The following is a 13,565-nucleotide window of genomic DNA, read 5'->3' as shown; positions in this document are numbered from 1 at the left end:
AGATAGCGGGGGCCGTTTTGTGCGCGTGCCGCACGATGAGGTCCGCACGTTCTACGCCAACTTCGAGTTTTGGGCGTCTTCGACCGATCCGCTGCATTTGATGCTGTTGATGAAGGACGCCCGCGCGCTCATCGTCGGCTGATGCAACGCGATTGACTATCGCGGGCCAGGCTGCGCCAGCTGACGCCAACCAATCACCGACCACAGCACCGACCAGAACCAGCCGAGGCCAGTCGGCAGACATCTGAAAACCATCGCTGAACTGCGCAAACACCAAGTGCCCCCGGCAGGATTCGAACCTGCGACACCGGCTTTAGGAGAGCCGTGCTCTATCCCCTGAGCTACGAGGGCGAGGAACGTCTTCGAATGCCTGACCAAACCTCGCGGGGCGGCGGTGTGAGTCTAGCGGGCTCGACCGCCGCCATGCGACGCGTCGGCGCGGATCGCATTTGCAAGGGCCTTTCGCGCGTGATGGAGGCGGCGCAATCATCACTGCCATCTGAGATCTTCGTCGAGCTGTTGGGCTGGTTCGTCTCGCTCGCCCGGGGGGCGGGTGTCGATCGTGACCTCTTGCCAGTACGCCGGACTGTAGAGGTGAATGTCGTTGCCGTTGCTGACCTTTAGCACGCCGCCCGTGAGTACTTCATAGGCCGCGCCGTCGGGATATGCATCATCGTCATCGCGGCCGGCGATTTGGATCCACATCTTCATGCTGAAGATAATCCTCCGCGACGGCAAACTGCCGGAACCCGGCGCTCAACTCACCACTCTTCGCCGTCGATGACGGGAGCGTCATCTTCGATGATGTGAACCGCCGCTTCCTCGGCAGACGCTGCACCTCCGGAGATCCCGACGTCCTCGGCGACTAACTCCGCCTCCGAGTCTTCGCCAAATCCCAGGTCCGGCGCCACAAGTCGACCCGCTCGCGCGCGGCCGACTTCGCTTCGCTCCGGGAATTCGGCCTCGCGCTCGGATTCGTCGGATCGCTCCTGCTCAGTTTCATCGAGCAAGACATCGATTCGCGACGCCGGATCCGGCTCTTCCTCGGCAAGCATCTGGTCCAGAGTCTCGGACGGGCCGAAGGCCCCGGGTCCGTACGGTCGCTCGGGCGGCGAATAGCCTTCGTCGAGGACGTCATCCATGCCGCGGTCGATGAGGGTGTCCTCAGGCTGAAGCTGGTCCTCGTCGTCTGCGCTGTATTCGCCGGGTGCCGGTCCGGTGCCATAGTGAGTGCTCACGACCTGCTCCGACGGTCGTTTCGGCAGCCGGTCATTGTGTATTTCAGGTGGTGGCGGTCCACGGGCATCATGCACTCCTAAATCGTGACGGTGCAGCGATATTCGCCTTGCCGGCAGACCAACCATAGATAGGCAGACGGTGTCGGCGTAAGGGTCATTCGTCCCCTCCGCGGAGCGCACCACCTGGTCGTCCGCCGCGGTCAGCGCAGCTCGGCGATGACCTTCGCGAACGTGTCGAGGTTGTTGTCCTGCACGGTGAAGGACGTCAGCCCGTACTTTTCGCGCAGGCCGCGCAATGTGTCGGCCATCTCGCGCGGCGACCCGCTGAGCACCGACGGCATGGACAGCAACTGCTCATCGGACAGCTCAGGTGCGTACTGGCGGGTCATCCGCAAATCCGGTGCGCTCTCACCTTCGCGCGGCATCGCGGTGATCACCATGTTCAGCTCCAGCGCGTCGAACCGCTCACCCGCGGCGTTGCGCACGAACTCGATGCGTTCGGCCAGCGGGTCGTCGACGTCGCGCACCCGGGCGCCGGTCAGCCCGATGATGTCGGCGTGCCGGGCGGCGATCGTCAGCACCCGGTCGCCGTTGCCGGCGATGAGGATGGGCGTGTTCGGCTGATGTTCCTTGAGGTAGGTCGTCATGTGTTCGAGGTAGTCGACGCGGGCCCCGGCGCTGGGATACGGCAGCTCGGCGGCCTCGAATTCCTCCCGGACATAGCCGGTGCCGAGCCCGATCTCGAGGCGGCCCTCGCTCAGCACGTCGAGTGCCTGCAGGTCCCTGCTGAGCAGGGCCGGCTTGTAGAACGCGGCGTTGAGCACGTACATGCTGAGCTTGATCTTGGTCGTCACCATCGCGACCGCGGTCAACGTCGGCGACGGTGCCGCCGCGCCGAGATGGTCGGGCACGCACAAGATGTCGTAGCCGAGATCTTCCGCGCGCTTCACCTTGTCGACCAACGCGGAGCGCGACTTGAAGAACCGCATGCTCAGCCCGAAGCGAAAATCCTTGCCCACCAACAACCTCCGTTCAACGACCAAAACACTTACCAGGAACGCGCCGCAGCCGCTAGCCCCCGCACCAGGGCGGAGGTGACCGGCGACAAGCCGTCGGCGCCCGGCAGCGGGCTGCGTGGGCTAAGACCCCTCACACGGACCGAAAGTTCCAGCTGCGTCCCGCCACCGCGCACCCGGTTCACCGGGTTGTCGGGATGCAGGCCCCGCAGCTCGCGCGGGATGTCGTCGATGTCGATGACGACCTGATAACCGGTCAGCCGGATGTGCCGCGCGAGGTGGGCCGCCAACGCGCGGTTGCGGCCCCCGGCGAGCAGCTGGGTGCCGCGCCCGATGCGCCCGTAGCCGTGCAGCGAGACGGCGACGTCGACATGATCGAGAAACTCGGCCAGCCGCGGCGACTCGTCCGGGTCGTAGAGGGCCGACGCGAGGTGGTGCGGGTAGCGGTCGGGGTGGCGCACCAGGTACACCGACGCCTCGGCGGCCTCAGCGGCGCGTTCGGCGATGACGTCGGTCATCTCTTCCAGGCCACCGCCGTGGATGGCGAGGAAACCGAAACGCGATCGCAGCCGACTCTCCTCGGTAACGCCGGGCTCGCTCAACAGCGCCGAAAGTGATTGCGGTGCAGGGGTTGTCGCGGCCACGGGTCGGGGCCAGCGGGACGGATCCCAGCGACGCAGAAAGTCGATCCATCGTTGCGGCAGCCCGTGCTGGGCGGCGCCGTCGATGATCCTCGCCAGATAACCCGGTCGGGGCGCGCCCGGGATCACCCGATGATCGATGTAGACCCAGGCCGGTGACGGCCCGTCGCCGGTGTGGACGGTCAGCCGGTCGCGCCGGTACCGCACCGGCACGCCCTCGGCGCTGTCCAACGTCGCCAGGTCGTCGTCGGAGACTTGCCACAACACCCCGTGGACCTCGTTGCCGGCGAACGGTTCGACGGTGGCCACGCCGCGCTGGTTGATCAACCAGTCATGATCGGCCAGCACCGCCGGCCGCGGGTCCGCGGCGTCGGGGCAGCGCAGCGCCATCTGCCTGACGCACAGATTCGACCCGTATGCGAAATAGGGGTGCCGGCGGGCCGGCATCTAGGCAGTCACCGTCTGGGCGCTGAGAACTTGGACCAAGCTAACTCCCGCGAGCCTCTCCACGGACGACGACGTCCCCATCCTGCCGCACCGGGTGACCTGCGCGCTACGTGCCGGTCACCTGAGGATCGGGGCGGGCGCACTCGACGGCGGAGGCGGCGGTGGCGGGTTCGGCCGCGGCGGCGGGAGCCCCCGACTTGGCGGCGGCGTCCCGGATGGGGGCGGTGCCTTCGGGGGCGACGGTGGCGGATACCTCGGGGGCGACGGATGTACGCCCGAGGGCGGTGGCGGCAACACCACCGGCGGGGGCAGTATCACCGGCGGCAGCACGACGACGGGCGGCGGTGGCAGCACTACCGGCGGGGGCGGCGCGACCGGTGGCGGGGGCGCCACCGGCGGCGGTGCGACCGGCGGCGCGACCACCGGCGGGGCGGGGGCGACCGGCACCTGAACGGGCGGGGGCGAATAGATGGGGGCAACGGGATTCGCGGGCGGCGCGGGTGGGATCTGGTTGGCGGCCGGCGGTGGGGGCGGTTTCATCATCGGCGCGGGTGCGATGCGACTCAGCTCGGTTGGCGTGATGGCCGTCTTGTGGTGGTACAGCAGGCTGTACATGAGCCCCAGCGCAAGGATGAAGGTGCCCGCGAACAGCGCGATCCACGGGATCAACCGGCGCGACCGGTGCGGTCGCGCGGCGTCGAGATAGTCCCCCTCGGACTGGTCCGCGGGGGCGGCCCAGGAAGCCGCGGTCGGCGGGTAGTCGTCGTGCGACGGGGCGTGGCCGTCTCCGCTGTCGTCCGTGGTGAGGTCGCTGTCGGCCGAGGTCAGCCGAATCTGTCCCAGCGTTTGATCCCGCAGCCAGCCGGGTGCGGGGATGAACACCGGCGCCGCACCGAGCAGCGCGACCGGGTTGACCAGGCGGCGGCGTTCCTCTTCGCAGATGGAGCAGGACTCGATGTGGCGGGTGATGCGCTTGCGCATGAGCACGCTGAAGCGCCCGTCCCAGCCCGCCAGGATGGTGCCCAGCTCGGCGCATTTGTCGGCGGTGTGCTGCGCGCGGCGGGCCACCAGCAGCGCACCCAACGACGATTCGATGGTGTTGCGCAGCCGCGACACCATCTTGTTGGCGGTGCCCGGGCTGACCTCCAACGCGTTGGCCAGCTCGGGCCCGTCCAGCCCGTGGCGGTAGGCCAGCTCCAGCACCGCGCGGTCCCGGTCGCCGAGCCCGCCTGCGGCCTCGGCGACAAGGGCGGCCAGCTCGTTGCGCGCGGCCAGGGTGTCTGGGCCCGCGTCGTGCGAGGCGGCCTCCGGCAGCTCGTCGGAAACCTGTTCGCGACGGCGGTCGCGGATGCAGCGCAGGGCCTCGTTGCGGGCGATCGCATACAGCCAGGGGCGCAGCCGCTCGGGGTCGCGCAGCTTGGGCAGTTGGGTCGCGGCGGAGCAGAAGACGTCCTGCACGCAGTCGGCCGCGGTGTCGCGGTCGCGGACCATGCCGATGCAGAAGTCGTGCAGCCGGTCGGCGTAACGGTCGTAAATCATGGCAAAGGCGCGTCGATCACCCGTCGCCGCTGCGCGGGCCAGCTCCCCGTCGCTGACGATGTCGAAGTTGGATAGTGCGGTCGTCACATCGTTTCCCCAGCCGATGAGGCGTCGGTGCCCCTCGAGCGAGAACCGACGCTGCGAATAAGTGTGCGCGCACAGCGGTGAAATAGCACGAGAAATTCCAGCTCCGTGGTGGGCGCGTGGGAGGTCAGGAGCCGTATCAGCCTGGCTCGGGCCCGCGGGCTCACTTGCAGACGCCCTGCACGAGGTGGTGCGGCGGCAGGCACAGCACCGGCGGTGGCGGGGGCGGCGGCAGCTTCGGCGGAGCGGGCAGCGGGGGCAGCTTTGGCGGCATGGGCAGCGGCGGCAGCGAAGGCGGCGGTGGTAGCTGCGGCGGGGGAGCGGGGACCCAGACAGGTACTGGCGCAGGCGCGTTCACCATGACCACCGGGCCCTGGGGAGCGGCGGCGGGCGGGGCGCCCGGGTCGGGTGGCGGCGCGGGGTTGTCCGGCGGGGGCGCGACCACTGCGACGGGGGCCGGGCCGCCGGGCGTAGCGTCGACCGGGACCGGGCCTGGGCCGTTGTCCGGCGGGGGCACGACCGCGGCGGCGGGCACCGGCGCTGCGGAGGCGGGAACGGCCGTTGAGCCCGAAGTCACGGCCACGGACCGCGGTTGGGGCGAGCTGCTGAGGAAGGTTATGCCCAGTGCGACGCCCGCACCGATCAGGCCGACGACGCCCGCGGTGACCCACAGCTTGTCGTTGAACCTCGGCTTGGCCGGGGTGATGGGGTTCGGCGAAAACTGGTGGCCGGACGGACGATCGCCGGACTCGTCGGTCGGGTCGCCGAGCGGACTCGATGCCCAGGCCCAGGCCTCGGTGACGTCGTCGACGCGCGGTGCGAGGGCGGTTCGATCCATGTCGTCCCAGGTGCTCATGAGGTGCTTCTTTCGGTGCGGGTCGCGGCCCGGGTTGGGCCGCCGTCACAGGTAAGAGGACGCACCCGGCGTGAGTCGGACACTTTTTTGAAGACTTTTTCTGGCGGTGCCGCGGCGGGCATCATCAGGCTGGCCCGCGCCGCTTGCCAGGTCTTGGTGAAGTTCTTGCGATTTTCTTGCGACGGCTTCAAACAGCTTTGAAGGCAATAGCTTTGACGTCGAGATTTACGCTAGCGCGAAGAATCGCGAGTGAGCTGCGCGCCAACGTCGATTTCGGTGCGCACTCCGGTGGCTAGCCCGCCACGGTCAGGTAGATCAGCACCACGTTGAGCGCGCTGACCATGACGGCGACGCCCCAGCCGATGGCCGTGGTGACGGGATGGTTGGCGTTGGTACCCATGAGGTCGCGGTTGCTGGTGAGCCTGACCAGCGGAAGGACCGCGAACGGGATGCCGAAGGACAGCACGACCTGCGATATGACCAGCGCGCGGGTCGGGTCCCAGCCGAGCGCCAGGATCGCGACGGCCGGGCACAGCGTCGCCAGCCGGCGCACCAGCATGGGGACCGACAGATGGAGCAATCCCTGCATGATCATGGCGCCGGCGTAGGCGCCCACCGATGACGACGCCAGCCCGGACGCGAGCAGACCGATCGCGAACAGCACCGCGATCGTCGGGCCCAACGTGTTGTGAATCGCGGTGTAGGCGCCGTCGATGGTCGCGCTTTCCCGGTGGCCCTGCAGGTTGATCGCGGCGACCAGCAGCATCGCCGCGTTGACCATCCCGGCGATGGCCATCGCCAGCACGACGTCGACCCGGGTGACGCGCAGCAGCCAGCGCCGGTCGTGGCCGGGCGCGGGATGCCCGTGCCGATCCAGGACGAGGCCCGAATGCAGATACACCGCGTGCGGCATCACGGTGGCGCCGAGGATGGCGGCGGCCAGTAACACGCTTTCGGTGCCGTGGAATCGGGGGAGCAATCCCGCCACCACGGCCTCGGGCGGTGGAGTTGCGACGAAGAAGCTCGCCGCGAAGCCGACGGCAATGACGAGCAGTAAGCCCGTGATGACGCGCTCGAACAGGAGTTGCCCGCGGCGGTCCCTGATCGTCAGCAGCAGCATCGAGATCACGCCGGTGATGATCCCGCCGACCGGCAGCGGCAGGCCGAATAGGATGCGCAGCGCGATCGCCCCGCCGATGACTTCGGCGACATCGGTTGCCATGGCGACGATTTCGGCCTGCGCCCAAAACGTCAGCCGCAGCGGGCGGCCCATCCGCGTGCCGATCGCCGCGGGCAGCGACCGCCCGGTCACCAACCCGAGTTTCGCGGACAGGTACTGCACCAGGCCGGCCGCCACGTTGGCCGCGACGATGACCCACAGCAGCAAGTAGCCGTACTGCGAGCCGGCGCTGACGTTGGCCGCGACGTTTCCCGGATCGACATAAGCGATTGCGGCGACGAACGCCGGGCCGAGCAGATACCAGCTCGTCTTGAGCGAGGCCTCGGTGCCCTGCGCCAACGTATCGGCCCTCGATCCACATTCTCGAATAAAAAAGTTAGGTTAACCGAATACACCATCGAGTGGTGCACGCCGGGACAACCCGCTTTGCGAAAACCGAGGTAGTGGGCGGTTTCCCGGGCGATCACCCCGGGCGGTAGAGCCCCCGTCCGGTGACCAGGGGCAGGTCGAGGGTCGTCACGATGCCCGGCGGGGCGGCCACCACCGCTGGGATCGCGTTGACGACCCGCATCGCCGTGGCGACCAGCCCGGCGTGGTTGTGATCGCCGTTGGGGCTGCTCAGGCAGATATCCATCGCGTACGACGGTTCGCCGGTGATCTCGATGCGGTAGGAGCCGCCGGGCTGTGCGGGCTGAGGCCAGTCGGGACGCAGGTCCTCGCGCAACCGGGTGACGTGTTCCAGGACGACGACGGGGTCCCCGTTGACCATCCCGAACACCTCGAACCGCAGCCCGGCGGCGGTCCCCTTGGGGATGTGCCCCGAGGCGATGTCGAAGTCCTCGGGCGCGGGCTCGCGGATGTATTCCTCGGCGATGCTGTCGAGCGTGATGCCCAGGCCCGCAGCCAATTGCCGCACCACCGATCCCCACGCCAGGCTCAGCACGCCGGTCTGCAGCAGCATCGGGATCTCGTCGAGGGGCTTGCCGAATCCCATCACGTCGAACATGACGGCGGCGCTGTCGTAGGTGGCGTAGTCGACGATCTCCATGCAGCGGATCTGCTGGATGCTCTGACAGGTGCCGGCCAGTGCCAGCGGCAGCAGGTCGTTGGCGAAGCCCGGGTCGATGCCGTTGACGTACAGACTCGAATTGCCTTCGCGTGCGGCATCTTCCAACGGCTTGATGAGCTCCTCGGGGATCACTTCCCACGGGTACTGGAGAAAGACCGGGCCGCTGCCGACGATGTTGATTCCGGCGGCGAGGACCCGGCGGTAATCCTCGAGAGCCTCGGGCAGGCGATTGTCGGCCAGGGCGTTGTACACGGCGCACTGCGGGCCCGTGGCGAGCACGGCGTCCAGGTCGGTGCTGGCCAGTACGCCGGTCGAATCCGTAAGTCCGGCAAGCTCCGCCGCGTCCTTGCCGGCCTTGGCATCCGACGACACCCACACGCCTCTGAGCTCGAACTCGGGATTGGTGATCAGCGCCTTGAGCGCGTGGACGCCGACGTTGCCGGTGCCCAACTGAACGACGGGTATGGCCATGGCGGGCTCCTTAGCGGTCGCGGTTTACAGGTCGGGGACGGGGATGTCGAGGTTGGGGAAGGTGAGGCCGCCGTCGACCTCTAGCGTCTTACCGGTGAGGAAGCTGCCGGCCGGGGACGCCAAATAGACTGCGGCGGCCGCGATGTCGACGGGATCACCGAGGCGGCGCATCGGCGTGACCTTCTCCATCGGGGCGCGCAGCTCCTCGTTGGAGGCCACCACGTCCAGCGCCGACGTCAGGATCGACCCCGGCGCGATGGCGTTGACCCGGATGCGCGGGCACAGGTCCAGCGCGGCCAGCCGGGTGTAGTGCGAGAGCGCGGCCTTGGCCGTGCCGTAGGCGGCGAACCCGCGTCCGGCCAGCCTGCCCATGGTCGAGGTGATGTTGATGATGCTGCCGCCGCCGGAGTGCTCCAGCATCAACGGCACCGCCGCGACGGTAAGCGCGTGCGCGGTGGCGACGTTGAAGGTGAAGGCTTCCTTGAGGTCCTTGGTCGAGGTGGTCAGCAAGGTGTTCGGCATGGTCCCGCCGACGTTGTTGACGACGATGTCTAGTTTGCCGAAGGCCTCGACGGCCAGATCGGCCAGTTTCGCGGTCGACTCGGGATGGGCCAGGTCGGCGGCGACGGCGTGGGCGCGGCGGCCGGTGGCGCGGACCTGCTCGGCGACGGCATCTAGTTGAGATTGCGTGCGCGACGCGATGAGCACATCGGCGCCTGCCTCGGCGAAAGCCAGCGCGATGGCCGCACCGAGGCCGCGCCCGCCACCTGTGATGACGGCGACTTTGTCGTCCAGACGGAACCTGTCAAGGATCATTGCGGCCTCTCTATTCGAGTTGTCCGGCGAAACGGTAACAGACCTCACCGACTCCGATAATGGCATTTCTGAAACAGGTTCTAGTTTGTCATACCGGCGCCGTGACGCAATGCCCCGGAGGCCGCAATTGCCTGCTCGTTGGCGCGGTGACGAACGCCGGACAGAATTCTCCGACCGTTAACCTTGTTACTGTTAGCTACATGGCTGCGAGTGATGGCTGGTTTGCCGCGCCGCAGCCTCCGGCGGCGGCGACGTTTCATACCTACTGTTAGGAAGCGAATTGAAACTGAACCGATTTGGCGCCGCGCTGGGTGTTGTGGCTAGCGCCGCGTTGGTGTTATCCGGGTGTGGTAACGACAACAACAATGCAAGCGGCGGAAGTGCGACTTCCGGCGCGTCCGCGGAGAAAGTGAGCTGCGGCGGGAAGAAGACCCTCAAAGCGAGTGGCTCGACGGCCCAGGCCAACGCGATGACCCGCTTCGTCAACGCCTTCGAGCAGGCCTGCCCGGGTCAGACCCTGAACTACACGGCCAACGGTTCGGGAGCCGGAATCAGCGAATTCAACGGCAACCAAACCGATTTCGGCGGGTCCGACTCGCCGCTGGCTCAAAAAGAGTACGACGCGGCCCAGCAGCGCTGCGGCTCGCCGGCGTGGAACCTGCCGGTGGTGTTCGGCCCGATCGCGATCACCTACAACGTCAAGGGCGTCAGTTCGCTGAATCTGGACGGCCCGACCGCGGCGAAGATCTTCAACGGCGCCATCACCACCTGGAACGACCCGGCGATCGCGGGCCTCAACGGCGGCACTGCCCTGCCGGCCGAGCCGATCCACGTCGTCTTCCGTAACGACCAGTCCGGGACCACGGATAACTTCCAGCACTACCTCGATGCGGCCTCTAACGGCGCTTGGGGCAAGGGCGCAGGCAAGACGTTCAACGGCGGTGTCGGTGAGGGCGCCAAGGGCAACGACGGCACCTCGGCGGCGATCAAGGCGACCGAGGGATCGATCACCTACAACGAGTGGTCGTTCGCCAAGGCCCAGAACCTGAACATGGCCAAGATCGTCACCGCGCCCGGGACCGACGCGGTCGCGATCAGCGCCGACTCCGTGGGCAAGACGATCTCCGGTGCCACCGTCAAGGGGCAGGGCAACGACCTGGTGCTCGACACCAACTCGTTCTACAAGCCGACGCAGGCCGGTTCGTACCCGATCGTGCTGGCGACCTACGAGATCGTTTGCTCGAAATATCCCGATTCCCAGGTCGGCGCGGCCGTGAAGGCGTTCCTGCAGAGCACCATCGGCGCGGGCCAAAACGGCTTGGCGGACAACGGATATATCCCCATTCCGGACTCGTTCAAGTCGAAGTTGTCGACTGCGGTCAACGCGATCGCGTGATCCGGGATGCCATGACCCGCGGAGCGATCGCCAGTCCCTCGACCGGGATTCAGCCTGCGCTGAAGGCGACCGATCCGCACAAGGCGCACCGCGGCGACCGACTGTTCAAGTTGGTCGCCGCGGCGGCCGGGTCGACGATTGTCATCGCGATCGCGCTGATCGCGATATTCCTATTGGTTCGCGCGGTCCCGGCATTGCGCGCGGACCACGCGAACTTCTTCACCAGCGCCGAGTTCAACACGACCAAGGCGGACCACCTGGCGTTCGGCATCCGCGACTTGTTCATGGTCACGGTGCTCAGTTCGGTTAGCGCGCTGGTGCTGGCAGTGCCGGTCGCGGTCGGCATCGCGATATTCCTCACCCAATACGCGCCGAAGCGGCTGGCGCGACCCTTCGGCGCGATGGTCGACCTGCTGGCGGCGGTGCCGTCGATCGTCTTCGGGTTGTGGGGCATCTTCGTGCTGGCGCCCAAGATCGAGCCCGTCGCGGAATTTCTCAACCGCAACCTGGGCTGGTTGTTCCTGTTCAAGCAGGGCAATGTGTCGCTGGCCGGCGGCGGCACCATCTTCACGGCAGGCATCGTGCTGTCGGTGATGATCCTGCCGATCATCACCTCGGTGTCGAGGGAGGTGTTCCGCCAGACCCCGCCCATCCAGATGGAAGCGGCGCAAGCGTTGGGCGCCACCAAGTGGGAGGTGGTGCGGATGACCGTGCTGCCGTTCGGACGTAGCGGTGTCATCGCGGCCTCGATGCTGGGGCTGGGCCGAGCCCTTGGCGAGACCGTGGCGGTACTGATCATCCTGCGGTCCGCCGCGCGCGCCGGCAGCTGGTCGCTCTTCGACGGCGGCTACACGTTCGCTTCCAAGATCGCTTCCGCGGCAGCCGAATTCAGCGAACCCCTGCCGACCGGAGCCTACATCTCGGCCGGGTTCGCGCTGTTCGTGCTGACCTTCATCGTGAATGCGACCGCTCGTGCGATCGCCGGCGGGAAGGTCAACGGATGACGATCGATGCGCTCGACCTGCCGGTCAAACCGGACGTCTTCAGCCCGCTGAGCCTGCGGCGGCGGATCACCAACAACGCCGCGACGACGTTCTTCGTCACCTCGTTCATCGTGGCGCTGGTGCCGCTGGTGTGGGTGCTGGGCGTGGTGTTCGCGCGCGGTTGGTACGCCGTCACCCGCTCGGGTTGGTGGACCCACTCGCTGCGTGGCGTGCTGCCGGAGGAGTTTGCCGGCGGGGTGTACCACGCCCTCTACGGGACGGTCGTGCAGGCCGGCGTGGCCGCCGCGCTGTCCGTCCCGCTGGGCCTGATGACCGCGGTGTTCTTGGTGGAATACGGGACCGGACGGCTGGTTCGGCTGACGACCTTCATGGTCGACGTGCTGGCCGGGGTGCCCTCGATCGTCGCCGCGCTATTCATCTTCAGCCTTTGGATCGCCACCTTGGGCTTCCAGCAAAGCTCCTTTGCCGTGTCGTTGGCGCTGGTCTTGCTGATGTTGCCGGTGGTGGTGCGGTCCACCGAGGAGATGCTCAGGCTGGTGCCGGACGACCTGCGGGAGGCCAGCTATGCGCTGGGCGTTCCCAAGTGGAAGACGATCGTGCGGATCGTGATCCCGATCGCGATGCCGGGCATCGTTTCGGGCGTGTTGCTCTCCGTGGCGCGCGTCATCGGGGAAACCGCGCCGGTGCTGGTCCTGGTCGGCTACAGCCGGTCCATCAACCTCGACATGTTCCACGGCAACATGGCCTCGCTGCCGCTGTTGATCTACACCGAACTCACCAATCCCGAGCACGCCGGATTCCTGCGCATCTGGGGTGCGGCGCTGAGCCTGATCATCATCGTCGCGGTGATCAACCTGCTGGCCGCCGGGTTCCGCTTCGTGTCTTCCCGGCGGCGCTGACCGCCCGGCGCGGTCAGGACTTTGCCGCGGCCTTCTTGGCGGGAGCCTTCTTCCCCGCCGCCTTCTTGGCCGGCGCCTTGCCGTCGCCGGAGCGGGCCTTGACGCTGGCCTCCAGCTTGGCCAGCAGGTCGGAGACGTCCTCGGTCTCGTCCAATTGTTTGGGCTGCTCCTCGGCGGTAAACGCTTCGCCGCCTTCGAGTTTCGCTTCGATCAGCTCCTGCAGCTGCTCCTGATAGGTGTCGTGGTAGCGGTCGGGGTTGAAGTCCTCGGCCATCGATTCCACCACCTGCCCGGCCATCTTGAGTTCCGCGGGCTTGATGTCGACCTTCTTGTCCAGCACGGGGAAGTCGGGATCGCGGATCTCGTCGGGCCACAACAACGTGTGCACCACCATCACGTCGCGCTTGCCAAAGTCCTTGACGCGCAACGCCGCCAGTCTGGTCTTGTTGCGCAGCGTGAAGTGAACGATCGCCATCCGGTCGGTCTCGGCGAGTGTCTTGGCAAGCAGCACATAGGATTTCGACGACTTCGAATCCGGCTCGAGGAAGTAACTGCGGTCGAACAGCATCGGGTCGACCTCGCTGGCCGGGACGAACTCGAGCACTTCGATCTCGCGGCTGCGCTCCTCGGGCAAGGTGGCGATGTCGTCGTCGGTGATGATCACCGATTGGCCATCGTCGGACTCAAAGGCCCGGGCGATGTCACGGTATTCGACGACCTCGCCGTCTTTCTCACATATGCGTTGGTAGCGGATGCGGCCGTTGTCTTTGGCGTGCACCTGATGGAACTTGATGTCGTGATCCTCGGTGGCGCTGTACACCTTGACCGGGACGTTCACCAGCCCGAACGCGATCGAACCCTTCCAGATGGAACGCATGTAAGTCAGTATGCCCACACCGCCCCCAGCAA

Annotated in this window: 13 protein-coding genes, 1 tRNA gene and 1 pseudogene; 4 read left to right on the top strand and 11 right to left on the bottom strand. The window is 67.1% G+C overall.

Translation table 11 applies throughout. From position 1 onward, the window contains the following. Window positions 1-19 precede the first annotated feature (19 nt). A pseudogene (locus AC5Y2S_RS23470) lies at window positions 20-142 on the top strand (GNAT family N-acetyltransferase); the annotation flags it as partial. A gap of 136 nt (window positions 143-278) precedes the next feature. On the opposite strand, the gene AC5Y2S_RS23465 reads toward AC5Y2S_RS23470, so the two are convergent. The 10 genes from AC5Y2S_RS23465 to AC5Y2S_RS23420 all read right to left on the bottom strand — a co-directional run bounded on the left by AC5Y2S_RS23465 (window position 279) and on the right by AC5Y2S_RS23420 (window position 9,357). Continuing rightward, window positions 279-351, bottom strand: a tRNA-Arg gene (locus tag AC5Y2S_RS23465). A 138-nt stretch (window positions 352-489) separates the two neighbouring features. Then, the gene (locus AC5Y2S_RS23460) at window positions 490-711 is read right to left on the bottom strand and encodes a hypothetical protein (RefSeq protein WP_499958699.1); all 222 of its coding nucleotides are present in this window, start codon (window positions 709-711) and stop codon (window positions 490-492) included. Between the two features lie 50 nt (window positions 712-761). Then, entirely contained in the window at window positions 762-1,238 is a 477-nt protein-coding gene (locus tag AC5Y2S_RS23455) for a DUF5709 domain-containing protein (RefSeq protein WP_499958733.1), read from the bottom strand. 200 nt (window positions 1,239-1,438) lie between these two features. Further along, on the bottom strand, window positions 1,439-2,263 hold the full coding sequence (locus tag AC5Y2S_RS23450; protein ID WP_499958732.1) for an LLM class F420-dependent oxidoreductase: 825 nt from the start codon (window positions 2,261-2,263) through the stop codon (window positions 1,439-1,441). A gap of 23 nt (window positions 2,264-2,286) precedes the next feature. Continuing rightward, window positions 2,287-3,342: a poly-gamma-glutamate hydrolase family protein gene (locus AC5Y2S_RS23445; protein ID WP_499958697.1), complete on the bottom strand. Its 1,056-nt coding sequence runs from the start codon at window positions 3,340-3,342 to the stop codon at window positions 2,287-2,289. A 117-nt stretch (window positions 3,343-3,459) separates the two neighbouring features. Further along, window positions 3,460-4,968, bottom strand: coding sequence for an RNA polymerase sigma factor (locus AC5Y2S_RS23440; protein ID WP_499958696.1), 1,509 nt, complete (start codon window positions 4,966-4,968; stop codon window positions 3,460-3,462). 160 nt (window positions 4,969-5,128) lie between these two features. Beyond that, window positions 5,129-5,821 carry a hypothetical protein gene (locus AC5Y2S_RS23435; RefSeq protein ID WP_499958695.1) on the bottom strand — a complete coding sequence of 231 codons (693 nt, stop codon included), beginning with the start codon at window positions 5,819-5,821 and terminating at the stop codon, window positions 5,129-5,131. A gap of 292 nt (window positions 5,822-6,113) precedes the next feature. Then, window positions 6,114-7,370: an Nramp family divalent metal transporter gene (locus tag AC5Y2S_RS23430; protein WP_499958731.1), complete on the bottom strand. Its 1,257-nt coding sequence runs from the start codon at window positions 7,368-7,370 to the stop codon at window positions 6,114-6,116. A 94-nt stretch (window positions 7,371-7,464) separates the two neighbouring features. Continuing rightward, window positions 7,465-8,541, bottom strand: a complete 1,077-nt coding sequence (locus AC5Y2S_RS23425) for an NAD(P)H-dependent amine dehydrogenase family protein (protein ID WP_499958694.1) — start codon at window positions 8,539-8,541, stop codon at window positions 7,465-7,467. A gap of 24 nt (window positions 8,542-8,565) precedes the next feature. Continuing rightward, window positions 8,566-9,357 (bottom strand): SDR family oxidoreductase, encoded by a 792-nt coding sequence (locus AC5Y2S_RS23420; protein WP_499958693.1) that lies wholly within the window; start codon window positions 9,355-9,357, stop codon window positions 8,566-8,568. A 280-nt stretch (window positions 9,358-9,637) separates the two neighbouring features. Between AC5Y2S_RS23420 and pstS the strand changes: the two genes are divergently transcribed. Genes pstS through pstA form a run of 3 tightly spaced genes read left to right on the top strand, consistent with a single transcriptional unit; the run spans window position 9,638 to window position 12,656 of the window. Continuing rightward, entirely contained in the window at window positions 9,638-10,753 is a 1,116-nt protein-coding gene (pstS, locus tag AC5Y2S_RS23415; RefSeq protein ID WP_499958692.1) for a phosphate ABC transporter substrate-binding protein PstS, read from the top strand. Between the two features lie 11 nt (window positions 10,754-10,764). Then, a complete protein-coding gene (gene pstC / locus AC5Y2S_RS23410; RefSeq protein WP_499958691.1) occupies window positions 10,765-11,757 on the top strand; it encodes a phosphate ABC transporter permease subunit PstC in 993 nt (330 codons plus the stop codon). After that, window positions 11,754-12,656 carry a phosphate ABC transporter permease PstA gene (gene pstA, locus AC5Y2S_RS23405; protein ID WP_499958690.1) on the top strand — a complete coding sequence of 301 codons (903 nt, stop codon included), beginning with the start codon at window positions 11,754-11,756 and terminating at the stop codon, window positions 12,654-12,656. Before pstC ends, pstA begins: the two co-directional genes overlap by 4 nt. A gap of 13 nt (window positions 12,657-12,669) precedes the next feature. Here the strand turns inward: pstA and ku are convergent, their stop codons facing one another. Then, window positions 12,670-13,533: a non-homologous end joining protein Ku gene (ku, locus tag AC5Y2S_RS23400; protein WP_499958689.1), complete on the bottom strand. Its 864-nt coding sequence runs from the start codon at window positions 13,531-13,533 to the stop codon at window positions 12,670-12,672. Window positions 13,534-13,565 lie beyond the last annotated feature (32 nt).

The sequence above is a fragment of the Mycobacterium sp. NGS69 genome (assembly GCF_059812165.1).
The sequence above is the reverse complement of the archived record's forward strand: the minus strand, read 5'-3'. Positions and strand labels throughout refer to the sequence as shown.

What these genes read in the sequence shown, in the direction of transcription:
- AC5Y2S_RS23460 (WP_499958699.1), bottom strand. Translation starts at nt 711, where the DNA reads ATGAAGATGTGGATCCAAATCGCCGGCCGCGATGACGATGATGCATAT.
- AC5Y2S_RS23445 (WP_499958697.1), bottom strand. Translation starts at nt 3,342, where the DNA reads ATGCCGGCCCGCCGGCACCCCTATTTCGCATACGGGTCGAATCTGTGC.
- AC5Y2S_RS23435 (WP_499958695.1), bottom strand. Translation starts at nt 5,821, where the DNA reads ATGAGCACCTGGGACGACATGGATCGAACCGCCCTCGCACCGCGCGTC.
- AC5Y2S_RS23425 (WP_499958694.1), bottom strand. Translation starts at nt 8,541, where the DNA reads ATGGCCATACCCGTCGTTCAGTTGGGCACCGGCAACGTCGGCGTCCAC.
- AC5Y2S_RS23420 (WP_499958693.1), bottom strand. Translation starts at nt 9,357, where the DNA reads ATGATCCTTGACAGGTTCCGTCTGGACGACAAAGTCGCCGTCATCACA.
- pstC (WP_499958691.1), top strand. Translation starts at nt 10,765, where the DNA reads ATGACCCGCGGAGCGATCGCCAGTCCCTCGACCGGGATTCAGCCTGCG.
- pstA (WP_499958690.1), top strand. Translation starts at nt 11,754, where the DNA reads ATGACGATCGATGCGCTCGACCTGCCGGTCAAACCGGACGTCTTCAGC.
- ku (WP_499958689.1), bottom strand. Translation starts at nt 13,533, where the DNA reads ATGCGTTCCATCTGGAAGGGTTCGATCGCGTTCGGGCTGGTGAACGTC.